The sequence below is a fragment of the Gymnodinialimonas ulvae genome, from assembly GCF_037543845.1.
Classification (GTDB): Bacteria; Pseudomonadota; Alphaproteobacteria; order Rhodobacterales; family Rhodobacteraceae; genus Gymnodinialimonas; species Gymnodinialimonas ulvae.
On the sequence record NZ_JBBIFX010000001.1, the window covers coordinates 1,966,499 to 1,991,468 of the forward strand.

Annotated in this window: 20 protein-coding genes and 1 tRNA gene; 12 read left to right on the plus strand and 9 right to left on the minus strand. The window is 63.5% G+C overall.

Translation table 11 applies throughout. From position 1 onward, the window contains the following. Positions 1-56: 56 nt before the first annotated feature. Positions 57-752, plus strand: a complete 696-nt coding sequence (locus V8J83_RS09515; protein ID WP_439649765.1) for a DUF1045 domain-containing protein — start codon at positions 57-59, stop codon at positions 750-752. Here V8J83_RS09515 and V8J83_RS09520 read toward each other — a convergent pair. The 3 genes from V8J83_RS09520 to V8J83_RS09530 are packed head-to-tail and all read right to left on the minus strand — an operon-like array spanning position 749 to position 9,164. Then, positions 749-1,855 (minus strand): catalase family protein, encoded by a 1,107-nt coding sequence (locus V8J83_RS09520; RefSeq protein WP_339985794.1) that lies wholly within the window; start codon positions 1,853-1,855, stop codon positions 749-751. The genes V8J83_RS09515 and V8J83_RS09520 overlap by 4 nt on opposite strands. Next, positions 1,852-4,071, minus strand: coding sequence for a lipoxygenase family protein (locus V8J83_RS09525; RefSeq protein WP_339985795.1), 2,220 nt, complete (start codon positions 4,069-4,071; stop codon positions 1,852-1,854). The genes V8J83_RS09520 and V8J83_RS09525 overlap by 4 nt, the downstream gene beginning before the upstream one ends. Then, positions 4,071-9,164, minus strand: coding sequence for an adenylate/guanylate cyclase domain-containing protein (locus V8J83_RS09530; RefSeq protein ID WP_339985797.1), 5,094 nt, complete (start codon positions 9,162-9,164; stop codon positions 4,071-4,073). The genes V8J83_RS09525 and V8J83_RS09530 overlap by 1 nt, the downstream gene beginning before the upstream one ends. A gap of 390 nt (positions 9,165-9,554) precedes the next feature. Here V8J83_RS09530 and V8J83_RS09535 point away from each other — a divergent pair, with 390 nt between their 5' ends. The 4 genes from V8J83_RS09535 to V8J83_RS09550 all read left to right on the plus strand — a co-directional run bounded on the left by V8J83_RS09535 (position 9,555) and on the right by V8J83_RS09550 (position 13,876). Continuing rightward, on the plus strand, positions 9,555-10,532 hold the full coding sequence (locus V8J83_RS09535) for a tripartite tricarboxylate transporter substrate binding protein (protein WP_339985799.1): 978 nt from the start codon (positions 9,555-9,557) through the stop codon (positions 10,530-10,532). Between the two features lie 94 nt (positions 10,533-10,626). After that, entirely contained in the window at positions 10,627-11,121 is a 495-nt protein-coding gene (locus V8J83_RS09540; RefSeq protein WP_339985801.1) for a tripartite tricarboxylate transporter TctB family protein, read from the plus strand. 12 nt (positions 11,122-11,133) lie between these two features. Continuing rightward, a complete protein-coding gene (locus V8J83_RS09545; protein WP_339985803.1) occupies positions 11,134-12,660 on the plus strand; it encodes a tripartite tricarboxylate transporter permease in 1,527 nt (508 codons plus the stop codon). Between the two features lie 31 nt (positions 12,661-12,691). Beyond that, positions 12,692-13,876 carry a CaiB/BaiF CoA transferase family protein gene (locus tag V8J83_RS09550; RefSeq protein ID WP_339985806.1) on the plus strand — a complete coding sequence of 395 codons (1,185 nt, stop codon included), beginning with the start codon at positions 12,692-12,694 and terminating at the stop codon, positions 13,874-13,876. Between the two features lie 115 nt (positions 13,877-13,991). Here V8J83_RS09550 and V8J83_RS09555 read toward each other — a convergent pair. From V8J83_RS09555 to rarD, 3 genes are all read right to left on the minus strand, one after another. Next, a tRNA-Ser gene (locus V8J83_RS09555) sits at positions 13,992-14,081 on the minus strand. A 10-nt stretch (positions 14,082-14,091) separates the two neighbouring features. After that, positions 14,092-14,442, minus strand: a complete 351-nt coding sequence (locus V8J83_RS09560; RefSeq protein ID WP_339985808.1) for a hypothetical protein — start codon at positions 14,440-14,442, stop codon at positions 14,092-14,094. A gap of 89 nt (positions 14,443-14,531) precedes the next feature. Continuing rightward, positions 14,532-15,416: an EamA family transporter RarD gene (gene rarD / locus V8J83_RS09565; protein ID WP_339985810.1), complete on the minus strand. Its 885-nt coding sequence runs from the start codon at positions 15,414-15,416 to the stop codon at positions 14,532-14,534. Between the two features lie 232 nt (positions 15,417-15,648). Here rarD and V8J83_RS09570 point away from each other — a divergent pair, with 232 nt between their 5' ends. Continuing rightward, the gene (locus V8J83_RS09570) at positions 15,649-16,398 is read left to right on the plus strand and encodes a nuclease-related domain-containing protein (RefSeq protein ID WP_339985812.1); all 750 of its coding nucleotides are present in this window, start codon (positions 15,649-15,651) and stop codon (positions 16,396-16,398) included. 45 nt (positions 16,399-16,443) lie between these two features. After that, complete coding sequence (locus tag V8J83_RS09575) at positions 16,444-16,854, plus strand: hypothetical protein (protein ID WP_339985814.1); 411 nt, start codon at positions 16,444-16,446, stop codon at positions 16,852-16,854. A 122-nt stretch (positions 16,855-16,976) separates the two neighbouring features. Here the strand turns inward: V8J83_RS09575 and ychF are convergent, their stop codons facing one another. Then, positions 16,977-18,074, minus strand: coding sequence for a redox-regulated ATPase YchF (gene ychF, locus V8J83_RS09580; RefSeq protein ID WP_339985816.1), 1,098 nt, complete (start codon positions 18,072-18,074; stop codon positions 16,977-16,979). A 30-nt stretch (positions 18,075-18,104) separates the two neighbouring features. Continuing rightward, positions 18,105-18,968, minus strand: coding sequence for a LysR family transcriptional regulator (locus V8J83_RS09585; RefSeq protein ID WP_339985818.1), 864 nt, complete (start codon positions 18,966-18,968; stop codon positions 18,105-18,107). A gap of 94 nt (positions 18,969-19,062) precedes the next feature. On the opposite strand from V8J83_RS09585, the gene acdA reads away from it, so the two are divergent. Both acdA and V8J83_RS09595 read left to right on the plus strand, forming a co-directional pair. After that, positions 19,063-20,256 (plus strand): 3-sulfinopropanoyl-CoA desulfinase, encoded by a 1,194-nt coding sequence (gene acdA, locus V8J83_RS09590; RefSeq protein WP_339985820.1) that lies wholly within the window; start codon positions 19,063-19,065, stop codon positions 20,254-20,256. Positions 20,257-20,937: 681 nt separating this feature from the next. Further along, positions 20,938-22,266, plus strand: a complete 1,329-nt coding sequence (locus V8J83_RS09595) for an MATE family efflux transporter (RefSeq protein ID WP_339985822.1) — start codon at positions 20,938-20,940, stop codon at positions 22,264-22,266. Positions 22,267-22,292: 26 nt separating this feature from the next. Here the strand turns inward: V8J83_RS09595 and V8J83_RS09600 are convergent, their stop codons facing one another. Then, entirely contained in the window at positions 22,293-22,484 is a 192-nt protein-coding gene (locus V8J83_RS09600) for a hypothetical protein (RefSeq protein WP_339985824.1), read from the minus strand. Positions 22,485-22,624: 140 nt separating this feature from the next. Here V8J83_RS09600 and trpA point away from each other — a divergent pair, with 140 nt between their 5' ends. From trpA to V8J83_RS09620, 3 genes are all read left to right on the plus strand, one after another. Then, positions 22,625-23,428, plus strand: a complete 804-nt coding sequence (gene trpA / locus V8J83_RS09605; RefSeq protein WP_339985826.1) for a tryptophan synthase subunit alpha — start codon at positions 22,625-22,627, stop codon at positions 23,426-23,428. A 95-nt stretch (positions 23,429-23,523) separates the two neighbouring features. Next, complete coding sequence (locus tag V8J83_RS19055) at positions 23,524-24,186, plus strand: VPLPA-CTERM sorting domain-containing protein (protein WP_439649766.1); 663 nt, start codon at positions 23,524-23,526, stop codon at positions 24,184-24,186. A 179-nt stretch (positions 24,187-24,365) separates the two neighbouring features. Next, the gene (locus tag V8J83_RS09620) at positions 24,366-24,944 is read left to right on the plus strand and encodes a hypothetical protein (protein ID WP_339985828.1); all 579 of its coding nucleotides are present in this window, start codon (positions 24,366-24,368) and stop codon (positions 24,942-24,944) included. Positions 24,945-24,970 lie beyond the last annotated feature (26 nt).

The window sequence follows — 24,970 nt, forward strand, 5'->3', positions numbered from 1 at the left end:
GTTGGCAAGCGCCGCGTACTACGACAGGAAGGGACGGTGACCTGCCACGGGGGCTTGTGGATTTGAACGCCTACGCACGATACGCGCTGTTTGTTGTGCCCTCGAGCGCCTTCTACGCCGCTGGCGCGGCGTGGCTTGGCTGGGATAGCGTTTCGGGGGAAACCGTGGCGCATCCGTCGGTGCCGGGCGTGCCGGTCTCGGTCGATGCGCTGACCGAAAAGCCCCGTAAATACGGGCTGCACGGCACGATCAAAGCGCCCTTCGCGCTCGCCCCTGGACAGACGGAAGCCGCCCTGCGCGCCGCCTGCCGCAGTTTTTGCGCGGACCAGCCCCCAGTGCGTTTGCCCGGCCTCAAGATCACCCGACTGAACCGGTTCGTGGCCGCCGTCCCCACTGCGCCATCATCAGAGCTTGGCACCCTCGCCGCCGCCGCCGTCGAAGCGCTCGACCCGTTTCGCGCCCCGTTGACGGAGGCCGAAATCGCGCGCCGCCGGGCATCTCGTCTCACCGCTGCGCAGGATGCGCTATTGCTGCGCTGGGGCTATCCCTACGTGATGGATGCCTTCCGCTTTCACCTGACCCTGACCGGTCCGCATCCGCAGGCCGAAGCCCTCCAAAACGCCCTGACGGCGCATCTTGCCCCAACCCTGCCTTCCCCGTTCGACATCACGGATCTGGCGTTGATGGGTGAGGACGGCGCAGGCCGGTTTCACCTGTTGAACCGCTTCACGCTGGCGGCGCACCCGCGCTAGACGCCCCAATCCGAGACGTTGCGATTTTCGTTGTCGGGAATGGGTGGCACCATCCCGAACAGCTTGTAGGACAACAACCGGGCCTTGCGCGCGATCTCGGTATTGGCGCGCATGTAGTTGAGCGAATTGTAATCAAAGATCGATTGCGCCGGGATCACGCCAAGGGTCTTGGGCATGTTGTTGACCGAAAACGCGGTCATCGTGCTGTCGCGCCAATCAAGGGTTTCGTCGATGTCGATGATGGCCAGATCCTGCCACGGATGCGCGGCCTCGTCCCACACGACCATGTTGTTGAATACCTCCGGATCCTCGCCCTCGGCGGCGGGGTGGGTCTGAATCTGCATCAAGTAGCGCGCGCCTTCGCGGGCGACGCGATCCTCGTATTCGTGCTTGAGGTAATTGCGACCGCGCGTCTCGTGGGGAAGGATGCGCTGATTGCATTGATCCCAGACGCTCGGGTTCGGGTCGATCCCGGTTTCGGGCGCGCCATCGGCGGGCATCACCCGGTACTTGGCGTAGCGTTTCAGCCCATCGCGCCCGACATACAGAAACGGCGTTTTGCAATAATAGCGCAGGTTGTGGAACGAGCTGGCATGCCGACGCCCGGCCTCCATGCTGCCCTTCAATCCGTCGGGGTAGCGGCGGTTGAAGTTGCGATATTCGATGCCGTATTTCTCGCGCCGCATCTTGGCGAATTTCAGGAAACTGACCGCGGACCAGAACAGGCTTGTCTGACCGGTATTCATTTCGATGTCGAAGGGGCTGTCAAATTCGGTATCCGCGAATTTGATCGACATCGACCGGATGCAATTCATCGCATCGTCCAGAAACGTGGCCGAGGCATGGCGGATACGCACGGGAAAGACGCGGCCGGGTTCAAAGAAATCATGTTCGGGAAAACTTGGATCATCGACGATGCGCACCGTCCCGGTCGCGGCGATGCCATTGTCGTGGCTCATTCGTTTGCGGTTCGGCAGGCACAGAAACAGCGCCAGAAGCAGGCCGAATGCCTTGCAATAGAGCCACAGAACCGCCTTGTCGAAGGCGCGGCGGAGCCAGTAGGACATCATCTGGCCGATGGAAATATTGGCTTTGGTGGTCAAATGTTCGTCCTCGATTCAATGGCATCGATATCGACGCCGAGGGCTTTGAAGGCGTCGCGCTTTTCTTCGAGGAACCGGGCGAATGTGGGGTTCACGTCGTTTTCCTCGTTCACGGTGATGAAGCCGTATTCGGTGCGCGACAGAAGGTTGGTGAACCACAGCATTTGGGTGGAGCGGACGAGGTCCGGGGCGATGTCATAATCGGTTTCCGGCGCCATGATCCCGCGTGGTTTGTCACCGAACCTGAGCCCGCCGCAGGAATACAGGATCTCGCCCAGATCATCGTATTGATGCTCGTTGATCCAGGTGTGCATGAAGGTGGCGACCATGATCGCGTATTTGCAGGCGTCCTTGAGATTGTCCCAATCCTCCGGCGCGGCCTGATCGAAGCTTTCGGCGGCCGTGATCCGGGAGAGGGCGCGGGTCTGGCCGTCGATCACCGGGCGGTCCAGCGTCGGGTCGAAGCTGTACTGACCGCAGTAATATTCCAGCCGTTTGGCGGCCAGATTGCGCCAATTCTCGCCCTCGGGCGGGGTGTCGCCGGGGCCGGTGAAGGCCAGCGGCACGGCATGGGTCACAAGGTCTTCGGAGAAGCGGTAGATCTCGTACCAATGGGCTTTGATGTCGTCGCCGCGACGCTCGAAGAAGTCGTCGACATAGGCGCAGACGACCTCCCAGAACAGGGTTTCGGCCCGGGCATAAAGATGCGCGGGGCTCAGGACCTCACGCGGTTTCCAGCCTTTCCAATCCTGCAGGCCCATGATGTCGCGCGTGCGCTGGTTGAGCCCCTCTTCGCTCAGCGCCGTGGCCGATTGGATATAGCCCCCGATCAGCTTGGCATCGGCGGTATGGTTGATCAGCGACACCTCCTTGAGATGCGGCATCAGAAGGGCGGCCACAGGGTTCAGCTTGAGGTTGCGATAACACGGCACCGCGAATTGTTCGGCGTTGAGATGGGTGCCGGCGAAATGTTCTTCGACCTCAGTGTTGAACGCGCCGCTGACACGCGCCACGCGCTTGGCATAGGTCCAGTCGGGATCATCCTTGGGCGTATACACGCGGGTCTGCCATGGGTCGGTGTCCTGCGCCGAAAGTTTGCCGGTCAGGTGAATTTCGACGGGTTCGGGCAAGCCGTTGCGCTTCATGCGGAACAAGATATCGACATCGGGCAATGCGTAGATTTCGTTGTGATCGTACCAACAGGCCCCGAAATAGCGCATCCAGTAGTGGCTTTTACGACCGGTGTCGGGCACGAAATGGCCGCGGTTCATGCCGTTCATCATCCGCTCGCCGAACCAATCGTCGCCGCGCGTATAGCCGGGCAGTTTGCGTTCGATGCAGGTGGTCAGGTTAACGGGGTAGTCGGCCTGAATCTGCGGGATCGTCAGGGTGCCGGGGTCAAAGTCGATCTGGTCGAGATGCTTGATCTTGGTCAGCTCGATGGGAATAACCTGCGAGATGAGGGCATCGACGCGCCCTTCGCTGTAGGCCTCGGGCGCGTGTGTGGTGGTGTCGACATGAGCGCGCGGCGTGTAGGCGCCTTCGCGGTAGCGCCAGAAATCGAGCCGTAACGTCCGCAAGTCATAATCCATCCCGATCAGGTCCGAGGGTTTGATCGGCATCCGCTTCCACACGTCGAAATGGAAATGCGGCTCGTTCTCCTTGAAATAGACGCGGGTGGTGGTGTGCACCTCGAAATAGGTCCGGCGCATCAACAGCGCGCGCGCCTGTCGCAGGTCGAACGGCAGACGGAACTGACCATCGCGGTCGGTGCGGGTCTGTCCAAGCTTGCGCCAACCGCCAAGCCACGTCCGGCCCCAGAACTCCAGATGCAGATGATGGATCGGCGCGCCCTGTCCCCGGTCGCCCGCAAAGATCACACGACCCGTCAGATGGCTGTCGACGCGGTTGCACCAGATTTCGTCGCGGCGCGGGAACAGGGCCGCGAAGACTTGCTTTACCGTGCGCCGGAACGCTTTCCACTTCTCGAACGCCCATTCCGCGAGGATGGTGATCGGGTTCGAGATGATCTTGGACCGCCCGACCTCCAGGTGATTGATCGAGCGCATGCGCGGGGTGAAAAAGCTGTCGCCATACTTGTACTCGACCTGCGTCTCGCGCCTGGCCTCTTCGATGATCTCGCGGATCGCGGCGGCATCGGCGGGCGTGGCGCCTGGTGTCAAATCCGCGTCGGCCAGCGTGTTCTCAACATTCATCACGTCTCTCCCGTCGGCGGCGTCTTTTCAAAACGGTCTGCAAAAAACATCGGGATGCGCCCTTTGCCCTTGGCGGCAAGCTCACCCCGGTCTGAAAAATCGAATTTGTGCTGCACCAAATCGCGGGTCGCCTGGGACACGTTGACCTGTCCCACCTCTCCGGCGGTCTCAATTCGTGCAGCGGTGTTAACGGTGTCTCCCCAAAGATCGTATTGAAATTTCTTCAATCCGACAATGCCGGCGACCACGGGCCCGGTGTGCACCCCGATGCGCAGACCCATCCCGTACCCCTCGCCCGACGCATTGCGCGCGGCCATGAAGTCGCGGATATCGAGGGCTGCGTTGATCACATCTTCGGCGTGGGTCGAGTTGGGCACCGGCAGCCCGCCGACGGCCATGAACGCATCGCCGATGGTCTTGATCTTCTCGATCCGGCGCTTTTCACAGATCAGGTCGAACGCTTTGAAACAGGCGTCGATCTCACGCACCAGCGCATCGGGTTCCAGGCGCGCGGCCAGATCGGTGAAGCCTTCGAAATCCGTCATCAGAACGGTCACGCGGTCATAATGGCGGGCCTCGGCGCGACCATTGGCCTTGAGTTCCTTGGCCGTCTCAGAAGGCAGAATGTTCAGAAGCAATTCATCGGTTTTCTGCTGTTCAAGGGCCAGTTCGGCGGTGCGTTCGCTGACCTTTTGTTCCAGTTGCGCATAGAGCGTCGCGTTGTCGATGGAGACCGCGATCTGCCCCGACAACAGCGTCAGAAGATCGACCCGGTCGCGGGTGAAGGCCCCCGCGGCGAGGTTGTTTTCAAGATATAGCACACCCACCCGTTTGCCCTGGTTCAGGATCGGGACCGCAAGGATCGACTTCGGCTGCTGCTCCGCCAGGTAGCTTTGCCCGCGCAGGCGCGCGTCGCTGGCCGCATCGGTGATCACAACTGGCTCGCCCGTGCGGTGGACGAATTGCGCAATCGGCACCGACAGCAGGGCCTGATCTTCCAGCGGGGTGCCTTGCATTACCTCGATTTCGGTACCGCCCGCATCGCCGCTGGCCTGAATGCGCAGGCCGTCCTCGCCGTCCTGTGACAGAAGCAAGAAGCCCCGCTGCGCGCCCGCGTTTTCAAGAACCAGACGCATCAGCACCGACAACAGCGCCGAGAACTGCACCTGCGACGAGATCGTGGTGGACGCCTTCAGCACCGTCGCGATATCCAGCGCCGCGCCGTCGATCCGGTCGGTGTCCGCGCTCAATTCCACGGCTGCGGCCGAGCGGTCCTTGGACAGGTATTTCGGGAACGCATCGGCCAGGTCGCGCAACTTCGCCCCCGCGCCCCACTCGCGGTAGGTCGTATAGGCAGCCTTGAGGTGAAATTCGGCCAACACCGGGCGTTCGCTGGCGGCGTAAAACCGGCCCGCCAGTTCAAAAGCAAGCGCCTGTTCATGGATGTAATCATGGGCAGAGGCCCCCGCGATGGCCCGGTCATAGGCCAGCCGCGCCGCGTTGGCGCGCCCGTGGATCCGCGCCCATTCGGCGGCACAAAGATCGTATTTGTGCGCGTAGTTTTCGGGCGCAAAGCGCGACCAGCGTTTGAGCTTCGCAATGTCGTGCCGCGCGCGCGCCAGATACCCCAGCCGTGCCCGCCCGGAGGTCGCCTCCGACAGCGCCATCAGGCTCAGCGCTTCGTAGAAATGGTGGTTCGGGACCTCGAACTTGGCCAGAACCGCATCCAACAACGCCCGTGACGCCGCAGCATCCCGCGCGGCATTCTCGAACCGGCGAAAATAGGTGTTCAGGATCAGCTTGTTGAAATGAATGAAAAACGTGCCGGTCTTGTCGCTGCGTTCGGTGTTCTGGGCGAGCATGACGTCTTCGTCATAGGCCTCCCCAACCAGGCGGACCGGGTCTTTCGAGCGACCCATGAAATTCTGCATCGCCTGCAGGAAAACCTGATTGTAGTTGAAATTCGTCTCTTGCTTGAGCTGTTGATACTGCTTGCTGTAGGCGGTGGTTTCCTCGGCAATCCGGGCCAGTGGACGGCCGCAAAGGTAGGCCTGAATGCAATAGATATTCGTGTTCACGCAGGCGAATTCGATCAGGCCGGTTTCCATGCCGATCTGGAAGGATTGCTGCAACGGGCGCAGCGTCTCGCGCACGTGCCGGTTCCAGTGAAAGATCAACCCGTAGGGCGTGACGTAGATCTGCGCCTTCCACTCCTTGGCGTTGAGTTTCTCCAAAAGCTCCAGCGCCAGCTTCCCGTAGCGATCGCCCGTGCGCATTGCGCCCAACACACCGCACATCAACACCCCGTAAGAGCCATAGGCGAAGCACGACACCGGGTGATTGCCGTACCGCAACGACAGCCGCATCATGCGAAACACCAAAAGCGGCACCAGATTGGGCCGGCCCCAATAGACTGACGACATGATGTCCGCGATGATCCGCATCACAGCACTCTTGCGCGGATCAGTCATCGGCGGCAGCGCCATGAGATCATCGTTGCTGCGTCCGCGCAGGGCGAAATACGTGGTGCTCAGATCGCGGATGACATGGCCGAAATGCGGCGATTTGGGAAAGGTCTCGCCAAGGTTGGCGAGCAATTCCAACCCGGTCTCTATCGCCTCGTCGAAGCGGTTTTCGGCCTTATAGGCGAGGATGCGGATCTCGTAGGGTTTGACCAGTTCAAGGATATCCTGCGAACGGGCCACAACCTCGCGGAACCAGCCGTCCATCCGGTCGAAATCCCCGCTCAGATACGCGGCTTCGGTCGCCTCGGTGTGCAGCGCAAGCGTCAGGTCATAGGTCTCGGCCCAGGGCGCATCGCCGGGCCCCACCAAGGCAATCCCCGTTGACAGATAGTCCAACGCCGTCGGAAACGCCGCGTTCAACTTCGCGCGCCGCCCCGCATCAAGGTTGAGCTGCGCAAGCGCCAGCCGCTCGTCCGGATCTTGCAGCAAATCTCGCGCCAGGTTCAGCTGGTTGGCGATCTCGAAGATCCGCGCCGGGTCCTCTGTGCGGGCGTCATGGCCCTGCAAAACCTGACCGATGCGCAGATGCGTGCGCTGCTTGGTGGCCGTGTCGATCAGCGCATAGACCGCTTGCTGAATACGGTCATGGCTGAACTTGTACTGCACGCCACCCAGCGGCAGGATCAATCCGTTGGCCAGCGCGGGTTTCAGCTGCGCGGCCATGTCTTCGACCGTCTCGCCGCTGACCCAACCCAGCGTTTCCAGATCGAAACTGTTGCCCAGGCAGGCTGCCATGTGCAGGCGTTCCTGCGTGCCCGCCTCCAACCGCCGCACCTTGGCCGCCATAAGCTCCACCGCCGTATCCGCGATGGATTTCTGCGCGATCTTGTCCGCATCCCAACGCCAGCATTTGCCGTCGAAATCGAAGGCCAGCAGCCCCTCTTCCGCGAACGACGTCATGAATTCGCGGGCAAAGAACGCATTGCCCTGCGTCTTGTCGAAGACCAGCTGCGCAAGCGGCGCGACATCGTCCACCGACGCATGCAGCGCATCCGACAGCATCTGCGTGACCGAGCCCTGCGAGAGCGCCCTTACCGTGATGCGATCGGGGGTCAGTCCGGTCTCCGTGACCTCTTCGACCATGCGGACAAAGCCATGGGTCGGGTCGACCTCGTTGTCACGAAACGCGCAGATCAGCATCAGGTGACCGCCATCGGGATCGGTGACCAGCGCCTGCAACAACGCAAGCGACGCGCTATCGGCCCATTGCAGATCGTCGATGAAGACCACCAGCGGATGATCGGCGCGGCACAGCACCCGCACGAATTTGCGGAACATGTAGATGCACCGGTTCTGCGCCTCCGCCCCGCCCACATCCGGGATCTCCGGCTGCGCTCCGACCAGGTGTTCGAGGTTCGGCAGAAGGTTGGTCAACACCCGCCCCTCCTCACCCAGCGCCGCGCGCATCTCCTGCCGCAGGGGGGCCAGAGCGGTCTCGGGTTCGCTCAGCAAGGTATCAAGAAGCTGCGTAAAGGCCTCCAGCACCGCGAAATACGGCGTCGCGCGCTGCAATTGGTCGAACTTGCCGGCGCAGAAATATCCCGCCCGCGCGGTGATCGGGCGATGTACCTCATGGACCAGCGCGGTCTTTCCGGTGCCGGACGACCCGCCGACCAGAACCAGCCCTCGCGCCCCGTCCGCGGTGCGCTCGAACGCCTGCAGGAGGCGGTCGACCTCGGCCCCGCGCCCATAGAGCTTTTGCGGCAGCCGGAACGTCGCGGAGAAATCCTCCGCCCCCAACTCGAAGCCCGCCGCTGCCGCGCCGCCGCGCTCGAACGCCGACAGGCACCGCGTCAGATCGGTATGCAGGCCGCGTGCCGATTGGTACCGCGCATCGGCGTTCTTGTTGAGCAGCTTGGCCACGATATCCGACAGCGCCTGCGGTACCTGCGGGTTCAATTCGGTCAGCGCGCGGGGGATCTGCGCCAGATGCGCATGGACCAGCTCCAGCGTATCACGCCCGGCGAATGGCGGCACCCCGGCCAGCATCTCATAGAGCGTCACCCCAAGCGAATAGAGGTCACTGCGGTGATCCACGACCCGGTTCATGCGCCCCGTCTGCTCGGGCGAGACATAAGCCAGCGTGCCGTGGATCTGACCCGGATTGCCGACGTAGGGCTGCTTGAGGTTGAGGTTCGTGGCATTGCCGAAATCGATCAGCGACACATGCCGGTCCTGCAGATCCACGATCAGGTTCTGCGGCGTGACATCCTTGTGGATGATGTTGCGGGCATGGATCTTCGCCAAGGCCTCCGCTGCGGAAATCGCGATATGCAGCGCGTCGGCGATGTCATCCTGTTTGCCCTTGAACGCAGCATCCAGCGGCTCGCCCGGCACCCATTCCAGGATCATCGCATGGCGGTTGTGTTCGCGCGTCTTGTCCAGCGCCCGGCGCGTGCCCTCGGGCGATAGTTCCGTCAGGATGTCGTATTCGTTGTAGAATTGCGCGATGTCGTCGGGGGTCGGGAATTCGTAATTCAACACCTTCACGGCATGCGCCGGCCCCGCCCCGGCGCTGCGGCGAAAGACCTTGGATTTAGGGCTGTCGTGGATCAGGCGATCGGGCATCGGTGGTGTTCTCTGCCGACACGTGCGCGCCGGTCTTGCGGTGTCTCGTGGTGTCTGGGGGCATCTGAACGCCCCGCAAAAGTGATCCGGCCAAAGCAGGGCACGCGCAACGCGGCCCCAAATCCTATCCCTTTGAACTCATAAACACTTGGCCTGAACTGAAATCCTGCCACGATCCCCGCGCCTCAGGCGAGAGGAAAGGCGGCATAATCCTTGTTCTTTGCAAGAATTAACCAAACCGTGGTTTTTTTGTGGTCGCACACGCACCCGCGCGGCCGAGACCGCCCGCCCCGCAACATCTGGCCCTGGAACATCTGGAATTGTCGCAAATTCCATGCAAGGCTTTGCGCGAGGGCGGCAGACGACCGCCCAAACAAGGGAGGACTTACCATGACATTCACCCGTCGCGTGATGATGACAGCGGCTGCCGCAATGGTGGCATTTGCGGGCACGGCCCAGGCCGATGGGCACCAGATGCTCGAAGACTTGCATTTCCTGATCCCCGGTGGCGCCGGCGGCGGTTGGGACGGCACCGCGCGGGGCACCGGCGAGGCGCTGACCGAAGCGGGCATCGTTGGCTCCGCATCCTACGAGAACATGTCCGGCGGCGGCGGCGGTGTGGCGATTGCCCACATGATCGAAAACGCCGACAGCATGGACAACACGGTGATGGTGAATTCCACGCCGATCGTGATCCGCTCGCTCACCGGCGTGTTTCCGCAAAGCTTCCGCGATCTGACGCTGGTTGCGGGCACCATCGGTGACTACGCCGCTTTGGTCGTGCAAGCCGACAGCCCGATCACCTCGATGGATGATCTGCTGACCACGTTCCAGGCCGATGCCTCCAGCTTCGCCATCGGTGGCGGCTCGGTGCCCGGCGGTATGGATCACCTCGTAGCGGCCATGGCGATGGAAGCCGCGGGCGAAGACCCCACCGGCTTCAACTACATCCCCTATGATGCGGGCGGCGCGGCCATGGCGGGCTTGCTCTCGGGCGAGATCCAGGCGCTGTCGACCGGCTTCTCCGAAGCGGTTGCATTGGCCGAGCAGGGCGAAGTTCGCATCCTTGGCGTCACCGCGCCCGAGCGTGTCGACGCCTTCGCCGATGCTCCCACGATGATGGAGCAAGGCATCGAGGTCGAGTTCGTGAACTGGCGCGGTTTCTTTGCCGCACCAGGCATCGACGAGGCCCAGGTCGAAGCGATGCGCGGCGCCATCGCAGCGATGTACGACACGCCCGAGTGGGAAGCGGTCCGCGCCCGCAACGGCTGGGTGAACATCCACAACCCCGGTGCCGATTTCGAAGCCTTCCTTGAGGCACAGGAGCAGCAGATCGGCGACCTGATGCGCACGTTGGGCTTCCTTTAAGGCCCCCTTCGCCGCTCAAGGCGCGAAATCCAAAGGCTGCGGCGGCGTTACACCCGCCGCGCCCCCCCTCCACCAACCCGGAAGGATGGCCTCCATGGCGCTGGATCGCTGGATCGCGCTGGTCTTCGTGGCGCTCTGCGTGCTCTACGGCTATGCCGCGTTCTTCACCATGGACCACTTGCTGCCGCCGTTCATGCAGCGCAACCCGGTCTGGCCGTCGACCTTCCCAAAGATCCTCAGCATCGCGGGCGTCGTCGTGGGCCTTGTCGTCCTGCTCGGCCTCGAAAACGGGGCCGACACCAAGGAGCCCTCGGCCACAGACATCAACTACCGCAAGCTTGGCCAATACCACATCGGACAGGCGTTGGGGCTTCTTGGGCTGATGGTGGCATACGCGTTGTGCCTGCGCCCGATCGGTTTCATCGCCGCAACGATCCTGTTCCTGACCGTTGGGGCCACGATCCTTGGGGAGCGCAAGTTTCACATCCTGATCCCTATCGCGGCCATTGCCACCTTCGTCGTCTGGTATCTGGTGCAGCAGGTTCTGGGCATCTTCCTGCGCCCGTGGCCCTTCTTCATGGGCAATTGAGGAGGCTCCGCCATGCTTGAAGGTCTGATGATCGGGCTCTCGACGGCCATCAACCCGTTCAACCTCGCGATGGTCGTGTTCGGCTGCATGATCGGCACATTCATCGGCATGTTGCCGGGCCTCGGGCCGATGTCGATCATCGCCATCATGATCCCCGTGGCGATTACGCTTGGCGATCCCACCGCCGCGCTTATCCTTCTGGCGGGCGTGTATTACGGCGCGATTTTCGGCGGCTCCACCTCGTCGATCCTGCTCAACGCGCCGGGGGTCGCGGGCACGGTGGCCACGTCCTTCGACGGCTACCCGATGGCGCAGAAGGGCATGGCGGGCAAGGCGCTGACCATTGCGGCCATTTCCTCATTCGCAGGCGGCACCATCGGCGCGATCCTCCTGATGATCTTCGCGCCGATGCTGTCGTCGGTGGCACTGCTCTTCCACTCCGCCGAATATTTCGCGCTGATGGTGGTGGGGCTTTCGGCCATCGCGGCCTTCGCGGGCACGGGCCAAGTGGGCAAAGCGCTGATGATGACGATCCTCGGACTGATCATGGCCACCGTCGGAGAAGGCGCGCTGTTCAACATGCCGCGCTTCACCATGGGGCTGATCGACCTGCAATCCGGGTTTTCCTTCATCACGCTGGCCATGGCCATGTTCGCGCTGCCCGAGGCGATCTTTCTGGTGATGAACCCCGCACGCTCGGCCCAAGGCGGCTCGGACGCGTCAGGCGGCAAGATCACAGGCCTGCGCATCACACGGGCCGAGGGGCGCGCCATCGCCCCGGTGATCGGGCGGCAATCGGTGCAGGGTTTCTTCATCGGCGTCCTGCCCGGAGCGGGGGCCACCATCGCGTCCTTCCTGGGCTATGCGGTCGAACGCAACATCGCGCCCAAAGCCGAGCAAGAGGAATTCGGCAAAGGCTCCATCAAGGGCCTTGCCGCGCCCGAGACCGCCAACAACGCCGCCTGCACCGGATCGTTCGTGCCCCTTTTGACGCTCGGCATTCCCGGATCCGGCACCACCGCGATCCTTCTGGGCGCTTTGATCGCGCTCAACGTCACGCCCGGCCCGCGGCTGATGACCGACGAGCCGCAGGTGTTCTGGGCCGTCATCATCTCCATGTATATCGGCAATCTGGTGTTGCTGATCTTGAACCTTCCGTTGATCCCCTACATCGCCAAGATCCTCGCGATCCCGCGCAACTACCTGATCCCATTCATTTTGTTCTTCACCCTGATGGGGGCTTACATCGGCCAGAACAACGCGACCGAGTTGCTTATTCTGGTGGGCTTCGGCGTGATTGCGACAATCCTGCGCTTTGCCGACTATCCATTGGCGCCGCTATTGATCGGCTTCATCCTCGGCACCATGCTGGAGGACAACTTCTCCCGCTCGATGCAGCTCGCCGGCGGATTGGAGTTCATTCTGGACCGCCCGATGACCATGGGCCTGCTGCTGCTGGCCGCGATCCTGGTGCTGCTGCCAAGCTACCGCGCGATGCGCGCCCGCAAACGCGCGCAAGGTGTGGCGGATGGGGATTGAGCCCTGAGATGTGAACGCCGGAGCGTTTGTCATGACCCACCCCCTCGCAAATATCCGCGTCCTCGACCTGACCAACGTGCTTGCGGGGCCGTTCGCCTGCCATCAACTGGCGCACCTAGGGGCCGAGGTCATCAAGGTCGAAGCCCCCGGACGCGGTGATCTCGCGCGCTACCTCGGCGCCTCGCCAGAGCTCAACGCACAAGGGATGGGAATCTCCTTCCTCGCCCAGAACGCGGGCAAGAAATCCATCACCCTGAACCTCAAACACACGGATGGCAAAGACGCCCTGACGCGGCTTGTCAAAACCGCTGACGTCCTGGTCGAGAACTTCCGCCCCGGCGTCATGGCCCGCCTAGGCCTCGGTTACGAGACCCTGCGCGACACCAACCCCAACCTCATCTACTGCGCGATTTCCGGCTTCGGGCAAGACGGCCCCTGGGCGCAACATCCCGCCTATGACCAGATCATCCAGGGGGCCTCCGGCGTCATGTCCATCACCGGCCACGACCGGCCCACCCGCGTCGGCTATCCCCTTTCGGACACCATCGGCGGGCTCACCGCGGCCATGGCGATCACCGCGGCGCTGAACGCCGCGCCGCGTGGCTGTTTCATCGATGTCAGCATGCTGGAGGCGACACTCGCCACCATGGGCTGGGTCGTCTCAAACCACCTGATCGGCGGCCTGCCCCCGCAGGCCCACGGCAACGAAAACCCGACCTCCGCGCCTTCCGGCACGTTTCAGGCCGCCGATGCGCCGCTCAACATCGCCGCCAACAAGGACGCGCAATGGCAGGCGCTCGCGCCCGTCCTCGGTCGTCCCGACCTCCTCGCAGACGCCCGTTTCAAAACGCGCGAGCGCCGCAAGGCCAACCGCCACGCCCTGCGCGCCGAACTGGAGACCGTGCTGACGTCACAGCCCGCCGCCCATTGGATCGCGCGTCTCAACGCCCACGGCATCCCTGCCGGCCCGGTCCTGACCGTGCCCGAAATCCTCGCCCATCCACAGATCGCAGACCGCGACCTCATCGCCCGGTTCGCGCCAAGGACGCTCGATCACCCGGTCGACGTAGTAACCACCGGCTTCCGCATGGACGACACGCGCCCCAACGTGACAAACCCACCCCCGGAACTCGGCCAGGACACCCACGACATCCTGCGCGATCTGGGCTATGGCGAGGCGGATATCCGAAGAATGGCCAAAGACGGCGCGACCTGAGCGATGGCGCCATGCATGCGCAATGCCGTCTGCCGCACCTCCCCCGTCACCCTGCCCGCACGCGCGAACACGGGCCGCCCAAGGCGACCCATTCAAACTCACGATATTGGTATGGTGGCGGAGACGAAGGGATTCGAACCCTCGAGACGGTTTCCCGCCTACTCCCTTAGCAGGGGAGCGCCTTCGACCACTCGGCCACGTCTCCGTCGACCCGTTTAGTGGCAGCGCTGCGTCGGGGCAAGTGGAAAGGCGAGCGGATAAACCGCGTCGAGAAACCGGCCCGGAACGCCCCGTCCCGAGATCATGCCGAGCTGCGTCGCTGCGGCCAGCACCTGCCAGTGCAGATCGCGCAGAGAGGCCTCTCCATCGCCAAATCGAAGGCGCGCATCGACATTCATCGGCCGTGCCGCACCCAGTACAAGCGCGCCGCGCATCCGCGACAGGCTCGGGATACGCGCAAGCCTGTCGGCCAGCTCACGCAGGATGGCAGGTGGTGCCTCGACCGCCAGGATCGGACCGCTTCGGTGGCCGCCCAGAACGGGAGCAAGAGGGGAAAACATCGTCATGAGCCCAAATCTATGCGCCCGCCCGCTCCGCAATCAGGGGAAAGTCCGCCGTCCCGGCCCCCTTGGCTCCGAAGCGCTGTCCGCGACCCTCACCCCGCCCGCGCCTCGCGCACGAGCGCCAGCGAATAAAGCGCCAGCGCCCCCCAGATCATCGGAAATGCAATCGCCCGCGCCGTCCCGAACGGCTCTCCGAACACAAACAGCGCCACCACCATGATCAGCGTCGGCGCGATGAATTGCAGGATGCCAATCGTGCTCAACCGCAGCAATTTCGCCCCGTTCACGTATAATATCAACGGGATCGCCGTCACCAATCCGGCGCAGAGCAAAAGCCATGTGTCCCCCGCCGCACCCAGAAACGCGCCCTCTCCGCCCAGCCACACCAAATACACCATCGCCGGCACGCTCAAAATCGCCACCTCCAGGAAAAATCCCTGGTTCGGCCCGATCGGCAGCCGCCGCTTGCAAAATGCGTAGCCGCCCCAGCTGAACATCAACGCAAGCGCCGGCCAGGGCAGGCTCCCCTGCGCCACGGTCAACACCACCACCGCCAATGCCGCCAGCGCCACCGCCGCCCATTTCAATGCGTCAAGCCGTTCGCCCAACACCACCGCGCCCAGAAACACGCTGAACAACGGGTTGATGTAATAACCCAACGCACCGTCCAACGCCCGCTCGTTCGCAATCGCCCAGACGTAGACGCCCCAGTTCACCGAGATGAACGCACTCGTCAGCGCCGCCATGCCCAGCATCCTCGGGCTGCGCAACGCCGCCCGCAAATCCGCCGTGCGCCCGGTGATCCAGATCAGCGCACCGATGATCGGCAACGACCACACCACGCGATGCGCCACGACTTCGGCGGGCGGCAAATGTTCCAATGCTTTCAGGTACAAAGGCAACCCGCCCCACAAGACATATGCGCCCGTCGCATAAGCGAATCCGGCCCCAGTGTCCTCCGATTGCCCGCCCGCCATCACCCATCCCCTCGCGCCGCACGCCCGCGCCGCCGCGCACCAAACCCCACCGGACCGCGAATGGCAAATCACCGGATGTGATGGGGCGGATCACGAGGTCAGATGGACGCCTGAATGCACCGCGTACCGACCATCCGGACCCGCTCCATTCGCCCCAAACACTGCCCCCTGTGTCCTCAATTCAACCGTATTGTCCGGCCACACCGCCCCTGCACCCATCAAAGGACCCGCCATGGAAGCGCTCTTTTTCATCGCATGCATCCTTATCGTCATCGCCTCCGCGATCCTGCGCTCGCCCCGCATGAAAGGTCGCGCCGGAGAGGCGCGCGTGAACCGCTGCATCGCCCCCAAAGCCAACGACGACCCCCGCATTCTTATGACCGACGTTACGTTGCCAACTGCGCGCGGCACCACGCAGATTGACCATATCATGATCGACCCCGGCGGCGTTTTTGTCATCGAAACCAAGAATATGGCGGGCTGGATCTTCGGCGGCGCCAATCAGTCCCGCTGGACCCAAACCCTGGGACGCAGGAAAACGCAATTCCAGAACCCGCTGCGACAGAACCACAAACACGTCCTCGCCGTGGGAGACGTGCTTGGCATCGCCCCCGATCGCATCGAAAACCTTGCCGTGTTCGTAGGCAACGCGCGACCCAAGACCGCCATGCCCGAAACCGTGTTCTGGAGCCCCCGCGCCCTCAAACGCCATCTCGACGCGCCACGCCCCGCCGTATTCACCCGAGCGGATATCGGCGCCTTCCGGACAGCGTTGGAGGCCGCCCGACTTGAACCGGGCCGTGCCACCGACAGGGCCCACATCGACAGCCGAAAAGCCGACGAACGCGCGCGCGGCAAAAACGGCTCCGCCTGTCCGCGCTGCGGCAGTGACATGGTCGCGCGCCAGAACCGGAAAACCGGCGAAGCCTTCTTGGGATGTAGCAGTTTCCCGAGCTGCCGTGGCATTCGAAAAGCCACCTGACGTCGCCTCCGTTCGTGCTGAACCCGCTTCACGTCCGGTCCAAAGATGGCCTGCTTGCCGGACCTGAAACGCCTGCACCCAGATCGTCGTGACCGACCAGACCTCGCTAGAGCTCGCATCGACCGCCATCACCACACCGACATCCGCGCCGATCCCACCCAGGGCACCGCCCTCTACATGATGGTGACAATCACCCTGCTCCCCACTTTCGTGCATCTCATCGCGGGCCTTGGCGCGATGTTCAGCTACCGCTCCCGCGCCCTGGCAGCGCAGGCTGACATCCTTGCCGACAACCGCGAAACCGGCGCGGAGCTTACCGTCATCGAACGCGGCGACATGGTCGGGCGCGCCCGCCGCATCCGCTGGGTGGCCTACGCCTGCGCCCTGACCCTCACCGCGATCCTCGCAGCACTGGTCCTCGACCCGATCCGGTGTCTCACCGTCGGACAGGGCTGACCAAAGCCACCCGCGCGCCCCTTCATCTTGCAAAAAACCTTGGGGGAGGCGCCTTCAGGCGACGGGGAAGCCCCAAAATGCCCGTCCCGGGCAACGCCCCCAAAACACCCGAACGCGGAAAATCACCCCGAATGCAGGAAATGCAGGACGTCCCCGTCCTTCACCACATATCCCTTGCCTTCCGCGCGCATCTTGCCCGCGTCCTTCGCAGGGTTTTCCCCGCCCAATTCGACGTAGTCGTCGTAGGCAATCGTCTCGGCCCGGATGAAGCCCTTCTCGAAATCGCCATGGATCACACCCGCCGCTTGCGGCGCCATTGTGCCTTCCTTGATGGTCCAGGCGCGCGCCTCTTTCGGCCCCACCGTGAAATACGTCTGCAGGTTCAGCAGCTCATATCCCGCCCGGATGAGACGGTCCAACCCGGCCTCTTCCAGCCCCAGCTCCTCAAGGAACATCTGCGCCTCGTCGGCCTCAAGCTGCGCGATCTCCTCTTCGATCTTCGCCGATATCACCACATGGCTGTTGCCCTGCGCCGCCGCCATCTCGGCCACCCGCGCGGATTGCGAATTGCCCGTGCCCGCGTTCTCTTCTTCCACGTTGCAGACGTACAAAACCGGCTTCGACGTCAGAAGTTGCAGCATCCCCCACGCCTTCGCATCCTCGGCATCGACCTCGACCGTGCGCGCCGGGCGGCCATCTTCCAACGCCGCCTTCGCCGCCTCCATCAGGCGCTGCGATTGCACCGCTTCCTTGTCGCCGCCGCGCACCTTGCGGATGATGTTCTGCAACCGTTTCTCGATGCTCTCCAGATCGGCCAGCATCAGCTCCGTCTCGATCGTCTCCGCGTCGGCGACCGGGTCCACGCGCCCGTCCACATGAGTGACATCGCCATCCTCGAAGCACCGCAACACATGCGCAATCGCGTCCGTTTCGCGAATATTGGCCAGGAACTGGTTGCCCAACCCCTCGCCCTTGCTCGCGCCCTTTACCAGACCCGCGATATCCACGAACGTCATCCGCGTCGGGACCACCGATTTCGACGCCGCAATCCCGGCCAGCTTGTCCAACCGCGCGTCCGGCACGGCCACGTCGCCGACATTCGGCTCGATCGTGCAGAACGGAAAGTTCGCCGCCTGCGCGGCGGCCGTCTTGGTCAATGCGTTGAACAGGGTGGATTTGCCCACATTCGGCAAGCCCACGATACCCATCTTGAACCCCATGACGGTCCCCTTTGCGAATTCCGCCTCCCTTTACGGCGCAGACACTTCCACCGCAAGCGCGCTCTCCGGCACCCCGAACAAGCGTGCCAACGCCGCCTCGCGACGGGCCAGCGCACTGCCCTTCAACACCACCAATTCCAACCGCCGCTCAAGGCCCTCGGGCCCCGGCAACACCGCCACGTCCTGCGTCGCGTAGCGCGTCACATCGGGGCGCGGCAGCAAGGTGAACCCCAACCCCCGCGCCACGCATTCCATGATCGCCTCCAGATTGTCCAAGACCACCACATCGCCGGGCGCACCCACCGCGCCCGCGATCAATTTCCCAATCCCCGTGCCCGGCATGAAATGGAAAAACGTCTGCCCCTCCAACCCCGCCTCCGCCATCGCGCGCGGGGCCGCGAAGACAAACGGCTCGCGCCTGAGCAACCTTGCGCTCAATCCCGCCGGCAACCCGTCCGCATTCGTCACCACGCCCGCATCCAATTGCCCGCTCAACACCTTGTCTTGCACCACCGCGCTCAACCCGGTCTCGACGCTGAACGCCGCCTGCCCGCCACGCGCCGCCTTCAGAAATCCGGGCAATAGCCGCACCGCCGCACTCGTCACAAAGCCTAGCTTGTAGCGCCCCGACAGCCCCTCCGTCGGGCGGCAGATCTCCAACAACCGCCCCTCCCGCGAAAGCACGCCCTCCGCCTCTTCGACCACCTGTCGCCCCAACGGCGTCAACCGCGGCGGGCGCACCGAGCGGTCGAACAGATCCACGCCCAATTCCGCCTCAAGCGCCTTCATCTGCATCGACAGCGCGGATAGCGTCATGCCCAACTGCTCCGCCGCGCCGATGAAGCTGCCCACCTGCGCGACTTTCACCAATGTCCTGAGGCTGCGCGTCTGCATATCCATCATTCCTGAAGTTAAAGTCCAAACTTATTCGATGGTTTTGAACTCTCATTTCCGTATGGTCAAGTCATCACAAACCCGTGAGGCATCCATGACCAATCCCTTCCTCGACAAAGCCCGCGCGCTGGCCCCTGCTTTTGCCGAACGCGCCGCCCATTGGGACCGCACCCGAAGCTATCCGTGGCCCAATGTCGCCGAGCTGACCGAGGCGGGCCTTATGGGCATGACCATCCCCACGGAATACGGCGGCAAGGGCGCCTCCTATCTGGATGTCGTCGAGGTCGTCGAAGAAATCGCACGCGGCTGCACGCTGACCGCCCGCATCGTGGTCGAGGCCAACATGGGCGGCATTTCCGCCGTCATGGCCTATGGCACCCACGCGCAGAAAGCCCATTGCGCGCCGATCGTGCTGGCCGGGGACAAGTCCGCCATCTGCATCACCGAACCCGAGGCCGGATCGGCCGCGACCGAGATGCAGACGACCGCCCGCAAACGCGGCGACAGCTACATCCTCAACGGCACCAAGCATTGGATCACCGGTGGCGGCGTCTCCAAGCTGCATCTCATCTTCGCCCGTGTCTTCGACGAGGCCGGGGCCGAGCAGGGCATCGGCGGTTTCATCGTCCATATCGACCCTGCCAATCCGCCATCGGGTTTCGAGATCGCGGGTCGTGAGCATACCATGGGCTTGTGCGGCATGCCCGAGGCGACCTTGCATTTCAAAGATCTCGACGTGCATGAAAACTGGCTGGTGCAGCCGCCTTCGGGCCTGCGCCGTGGCTTTGCCGATCTGATGAATGCCTATAATTCCCAACGGGTTGGCGCGGGCACTATTGCGATGGGGGTCGCCGCGGGGGCGCTGGATCGCGCCAAGCAATACCTCCTCGACCGTCATCAATTCGGCCGCCCGCTCTCTGAATTTCAGGGCCTGCAATGGATGGTCGCCGACGCCGACACCCAACTCCACGCCGCGCGCCTTCTTCTGCAAGATGCAGCGCGCTCCAGCGACCCCTTCCCGGACATGACCAAGGCCGCCCGCGCCAAACTCTTCGCCTCCGAGGCCGCCATCAAGATCGTCAACGACGCCCTGCAAATGTTCGGCGCGCGCGGCTATTCCGACGCCGAACCGCTGGAACGCATGTACCGCGACGTCCGCATGTTCACCATCGGCGGCGGCACCGCCCAGATCCTGCGCACCCAGGTTGCCGGTGCTGCGCTGGGGATCAAAACGCCGCAAGGACGCGACGCCTACGCCCCAAGTCCGGAACGCTTCGCGGCGGAGTAAGGCTAAAGCCCCGCCATCGACGGGCCCGGGGTCGGCGATCCCGAACGGTCAAGCCTCGCACTTTATGACCCCAACACCATAACGCGTCCAAGACGGCGCACCCGGCCCGACCAAATCGCCGGGCCAAGGCAGGGCCCGTCGATGGCGGGGCCGCTGCGCGGCTGCAAACCCGCGCCCCGTGCTCCATTCGTAACGTGGCGCCCCAAACGCCCCCCCAAAGCCCCCCCAGTCCTGCGTGTACTCAGACCGCAAATATCCGGCCGGCTTTCCCTTCCGGTCACAGCATGATCATCGCGTCTTGGTGGACCATGATTTGATCGGCAATCCCCCTATCCCGTTCGGGGTTGTCCCTTTTGACATCCGCGACACGCCGTCAAGCGATCGCACGCTGCCGGACTTTGCTCAGGACAACCCGTGCGCCAACCGGCAATTCACCATCTCCTTGCGCCTTCGCAATGCCCCCCTTCCCACATCGCCCCAAATCCCCTACACCTGCCGCCACACACCTGTCCCCAAAAGGACCATCGACATGGATCACCCAACGCGGGCCTAAGCCCTTCAACCGTGGTTATCGACAAATCCGTTAACCATCAGAACCGTTGAAAATCATAGGGTTGCGCCTTTGTGTACGCGTGCACAAGCCGCGCCGCCCCCACGCCGGACCGCTCCGGCAGGTGACCCATGACTGACCAAACCATTCTCCCCGACGCCACCACGCGCGCCGAAATCCGGCCCCTTGTGCGCCTTTCCGTGCCCCTCATGGCAGGCCTCGCCGCTGCCCTTCTGATCGGGGTCATCGACACTGTGATGATCTCGCCGCTCGGCACCGTGCCGCTGGCCGCGGCCGGCATCACAACCGCCGTCCTGATCATCCTGATCTCCGCGCTCTGGGGCCTGATCACCGTCATCTCGGTGCAGATCAGTCAGGCCGACGGCGCCCGCGATCCCGCCCGCGTGGCCGTGGCCCTGCGCTCCGGCCTGCTGCTCTGCGCGCTCGGCGGCGGCGGCGCGACGCTGATCATGCTTGCACTGTACCCCACACTCGGCCCTCTCGGCCAACCGCCCGAAGTCCTGGCCATCCTGCTGCCGTACTGGGCCTCCATGGCGCTCTGGATTGTGCCGTTCACGTTGTTTTTCGGCCTAAAATCGCTCTGGGATGCTATCGACCGCCCCTGGGTCGCGGTCGCGCTCAGCTACATCGGCGTGCTTGTGAACATCCCCGCCAATTACACCTTTATCCACATCTTCGATTGGGGCCTCCTGGGCGCGGGGCTCGCCTCTGTCCTCTCGCAATCCTGTTCCCTTATGACCGCCGCCCTCGTGCTGTGGAAAGCGCCATCGATGGCGCCCTACCGCCAACGCGTCGTGGTCGCGTGGTCCGACGTCCGCAACCAGTTCAAACAGGGCCTGCCGCTGTGCATCGGCTACGCGGGCGAAGGCGGGGCCTATGCGATTGTCGGCGTCATGATGGGCTGGCTCGGGGCCGAGGCACTCGCCGCGCATCAGATCGTCAATGCGCTCGCTGGCGTAGCCTACATGATCCCGCTCGGCATGGCCGGGGCCGCCTCGATCCGCGTGGGACAGGCCGTGGGCTCCGCTCGCACCGCCCGCCTGCGCCCGATCCTGAAGGCCTCCTTCGGCCTGGTGATCCTGTGGCAGGCGCTGGCCGCCGCCGTGTTCGTGATCGGCGGCAACTGGCTTGCGACGCTGATGTCCGATGACCCGGCGGTGATCGCGCTGGCGACGCTACTGTTTCTGCTGGTGGCCCTTTTGCAGATCGCCGATGGGGTGCAGGGCGTCTCGCTCGGCGCCTTGCGCGGGATGTCCGACAACACCTGGCCCTCGCTCCTGACGCTCATCGCCTATTGGCCACTGGCGCTTCCGGCCAGCTACCTCTTCGGCTTCGTCCTCGATTTTGGCGCGGCGGGGGTCTGGGCGGGCTATCTGCTGGGGTTGGCGGTCGCGGCCATCATGTTGCCGCTGCGGTTCTGGCGCCTGACCGCGCCCTGACCCGGCCTTGCAACGCCTCTGTGGGCTCAGTCCCGCAGATGCGCGTTGCGGCGCTCGAAAATCACGAACCACGCCAACAGAACGAACATCGGATGCGTCAGCCCGCCCGAAAAAATCAGGGCGAGGATCCAGATCGGCGCGATCACGATCCCAAGGATCACGCGCCCGGCCAAAAAGATCGACAGGGGCGGCAGCAAGATGGCGAGCAAATAGTTCATGACCCCTATGTGGGCACGCGGCGCCCCCGGGTCCACCCCCCACATCTGGCCCGCGCGGGAAAACAGGACCACCTTTCCCCGCCCGCTTGATTTCCGCCCGCCCTTGCCGCAAACGGTGCCCGACAAACACGGAGCCCCCCATGACCCGCCCCAATACCCGGATCGACGACACCTTCGCCCGCCTTGCCGCTGACGGAAAGAAGGCCTTCGTCTCCTACATCATGGCGGGCGATCCCGATTATGACACCGCACTGGCCATCTTGAAGGGCCTGCCGAGCGCGGGCGTCGACATCATCGAACTGGGCCTGCCGTTCACCGACCCAATGGCCGACGGCTCCACCATCCAACTCGCCGGGCAACGCGCGCTAGAAGCTGGCATGACACTCGACAAGACCCTGCAGATGGTCCGTGCGTTCCGTGCCGAAGATCCGACAACACCGATCGTCCTCATGGGCTATTACAACCCGATCTACTCGCGGGGTGTTGAAAACTTCCTGACCGACGCGCGCGAGGCGGGCATCGACGGGCTCATCGTCGTCGACCTGCCCCCTGAAGAGGATGATGAGCTGTGCATCCCCGCGCAGGCCGCGGGCCTCAATTTCATCCGCCTCGCAACGCCCACCACCGATGACGCACGCCTGCCGGCGGTTCTGACAAATACGTCGGGCTTTGTTTACTACGTTTCGATCACCGGCATCACCGGCGCCGCCGCGGCCGAGGCCAGTGACGTCGGCCCCGAGGTAGCGCGCATCAAGGCCAAGACCGACCTGCCCGTCATCGTGGGCTTCGGCATCCGCACGCCCGAAGTCGCGCAATCCATCGCCGCTGTTGCCGATGGCTGCGTTGTGGGCTCGGCCATCGTGTCGGAAATCGCCGATGGCAAACCGCTGGACGAGGTGCTGGCCTTCGTCAAAAGCCTCGCAGACGGCGCGCATCGGGCCTGACCCGCAAACGTCGCGGTTTCGCCACAATTTTAACCCTTTAGCCCGGTCCAATGCTGCTCACTGCCTTGGCACACTCGACGGGGTAAGGGACGCATATGAAACTCTGGAACACAAAACTTGCGCTTGCGATCGGCGCGACATGGCTTGGCGTCGCCGCGCAGGCCGCGACCGTGACCCCCCTCAACTCATTCTCCGACTTCCGCTCCGCCGCGATCTACAGCAATGATTTCGAAACCACGCTGAACACGTCGGAAATCACGATCAATCCCACTGCACAGCGCTTCCTTGCGCGCTTTGTCACGCGTGGCGTCACCTCCTCGGGTGGGATCGTGGCAACCGAACGGCGCCGCGATGCGCCGATGCGATTCTCTTTCAACATTGCGCAGCCGGTCTTTGAGGTCGGCATGTTCTTCGGCAATGACGACTTCAACTACATCTTCGATGCCGTCCTCGAAGTCTTCGACATCAACAACGCGCCCCTTGGATCGGTCCGTGTCGGGGCCAACCGCAACGATTTTGCCGACCAGTTCATCGGCCTGCGCAGCGATACGGCCATCGGCTACGGCGCCATCCACTACTCGCAACCCGGCGCGCGCAACCTGCGGATCACCATCGACGATCTGACCATCGGCGCGGATGCCCCGCCCGCGGTCATCCCGCTGCCCGCATCCCTGCCGCTGTTGCTGGCCGGGATCGCCGGGTTGGGCCTATGGCGGCGTCGGCGTCCATCGCTGCAATCGCCGAAAGCTGCGTCGTAGGCACTGCCATCGTCGCCAAGATCGCCGCCGGAGAACCCACCGAGGACGTGCTGGCCTTGGTGAAAACCTTGGCCAACGGAGCGCATCGGGGGTGACACTCCCCCGTTTTGCCGCAAAACGCCCATAGAATTACCGCCGCCCTCACGCTTCCTTCCCAAAATCCAAGGAAGCGCGCGCCGGTGCCACAAGATATCCATCCCCGCCTGGGTCTCAACATTCCCCCCGCGATCGGCTTGCTCGTTTTTGCGCTCGTCCCGGCATATGTGGCGTATATTCACCTCAAGCACGGTGGCCTCGCCAGCATTCTCTATTGGCATCCCGTTGTTTACCTGATCGCTGCCACGGGCCTCCTGTTCGCCGCCGTCGCCGCCTATCTGCTCCTCTCGCCTCAGCGGGTCGGGGTCGATATCCGGTTTCACCAAACCGGCTTCATACTCCACATTCGGGCGTATTTTCGCACAGACCGGGAATTCACCTTCGATTGGGCCGATATCGAGACCATCGCCTTGATCCAAGGGCCGCGCGGCCCCCGCGCCTTCAGGATCACCGCGAAAAACAAAGTCCGCGCACAATTCGATGAGAACCTCATCAACGTCAAAGCCAAGGACGCCCTGTCCCGCTTTGAAGACGCCGCCAAAATCGCGGGCTATCGCCTGGAAGGTGCCCAGGATTTCGATGTCTTCGTGATGGGAAAAAAGAGCTGGCGAGTTGTGCCCATCGCTTGGGTCAATGCCGCCCGCTCGGGGGCAAGCGTCTAGCCCATAGACTCGCCGCACCATCATTG

Coding starts and splice junctions, on each gene's coding strand:
- ychF (WP_339985816.1), bottom strand. CDS start 18,074: ATGGGGTTCAAGATGGGTATCGTGGGCTTGCCGAATGTGGGCAAATCC.
- V8J83_RS09525 (WP_339985795.1), bottom strand. CDS start 4,071: ATGAATGTTGAGAACACGCTGGCCGACGCGGATTTGACACCAGGCGCC.
- acdA (WP_339985820.1), top strand. CDS start 19,063: ATGACCAATCCCTTCCTCGACAAAGCCCGCGCGCTGGCCCCTGCTTTT.
- V8J83_RS09545 (WP_339985803.1), top strand. CDS start 11,134: ATGCTTGAAGGTCTGATGATCGGGCTCTCGACGGCCATCAACCCGTTC.
- V8J83_RS09530 (WP_339985797.1), bottom strand. CDS start 9,164: ATGCCCGATCGCCTGATCCACGACAGCCCTAAATCCAAGGTCTTTCGC.
- V8J83_RS09575 (WP_339985814.1), top strand. CDS start 16,444: ATGGCCTGCTTGCCGGACCTGAAACGCCTGCACCCAGATCGTCGTGAC.
- trpA (WP_339985826.1), top strand. CDS start 22,625: ATGACCCGCCCCAATACCCGGATCGACGACACCTTCGCCCGCCTTGCC.
- V8J83_RS09535 (WP_339985799.1), top strand. CDS start 9,555: ATGACATTCACCCGTCGCGTGATGATGACAGCGGCTGCCGCAATGGTG.
- V8J83_RS09570 (WP_339985812.1), top strand. CDS start 15,649: ATGGAAGCGCTCTTTTTCATCGCATGCATCCTTATCGTCATCGCCTCC.
- V8J83_RS09600 (WP_339985824.1), bottom strand. CDS start 22,484: ATGAACTATTTGCTCGCCATCTTGCTGCCGCCCCTGTCGATCTTTTTG.
- V8J83_RS09585 (WP_339985818.1), bottom strand. CDS start 18,968: ATGCAGACGCGCAGCCTCAGGACATTGGTGAAAGTCGCGCAGGTGGGC.
- V8J83_RS09550 (WP_339985806.1), top strand. CDS start 12,692: ATGACCCACCCCCTCGCAAATATCCGCGTCCTCGACCTGACCAACGTG.
- rarD (WP_339985810.1), bottom strand. CDS start 15,416: ATGGCGGGCGGGCAATCGGAGGACACTGGGGCCGGATTCGCTTATGCG.
- V8J83_RS19055 (WP_439649766.1), top strand. CDS start 23,524: ATGAAACTCTGGAACACAAAACTTGCGCTTGCGATCGGCGCGACATGG.
- V8J83_RS09560 (WP_339985808.1), bottom strand. CDS start 14,442: ATGACGATGTTTTCCCCTCTTGCTCCCGTTCTGGGCGGCCACCGAAGC.
- V8J83_RS09540 (WP_339985801.1), top strand. CDS start 10,627: ATGGCGCTGGATCGCTGGATCGCGCTGGTCTTCGTGGCGCTCTGCGTG.
- V8J83_RS09595 (WP_339985822.1), top strand. CDS start 20,938: ATGACTGACCAAACCATTCTCCCCGACGCCACCACGCGCGCCGAAATC.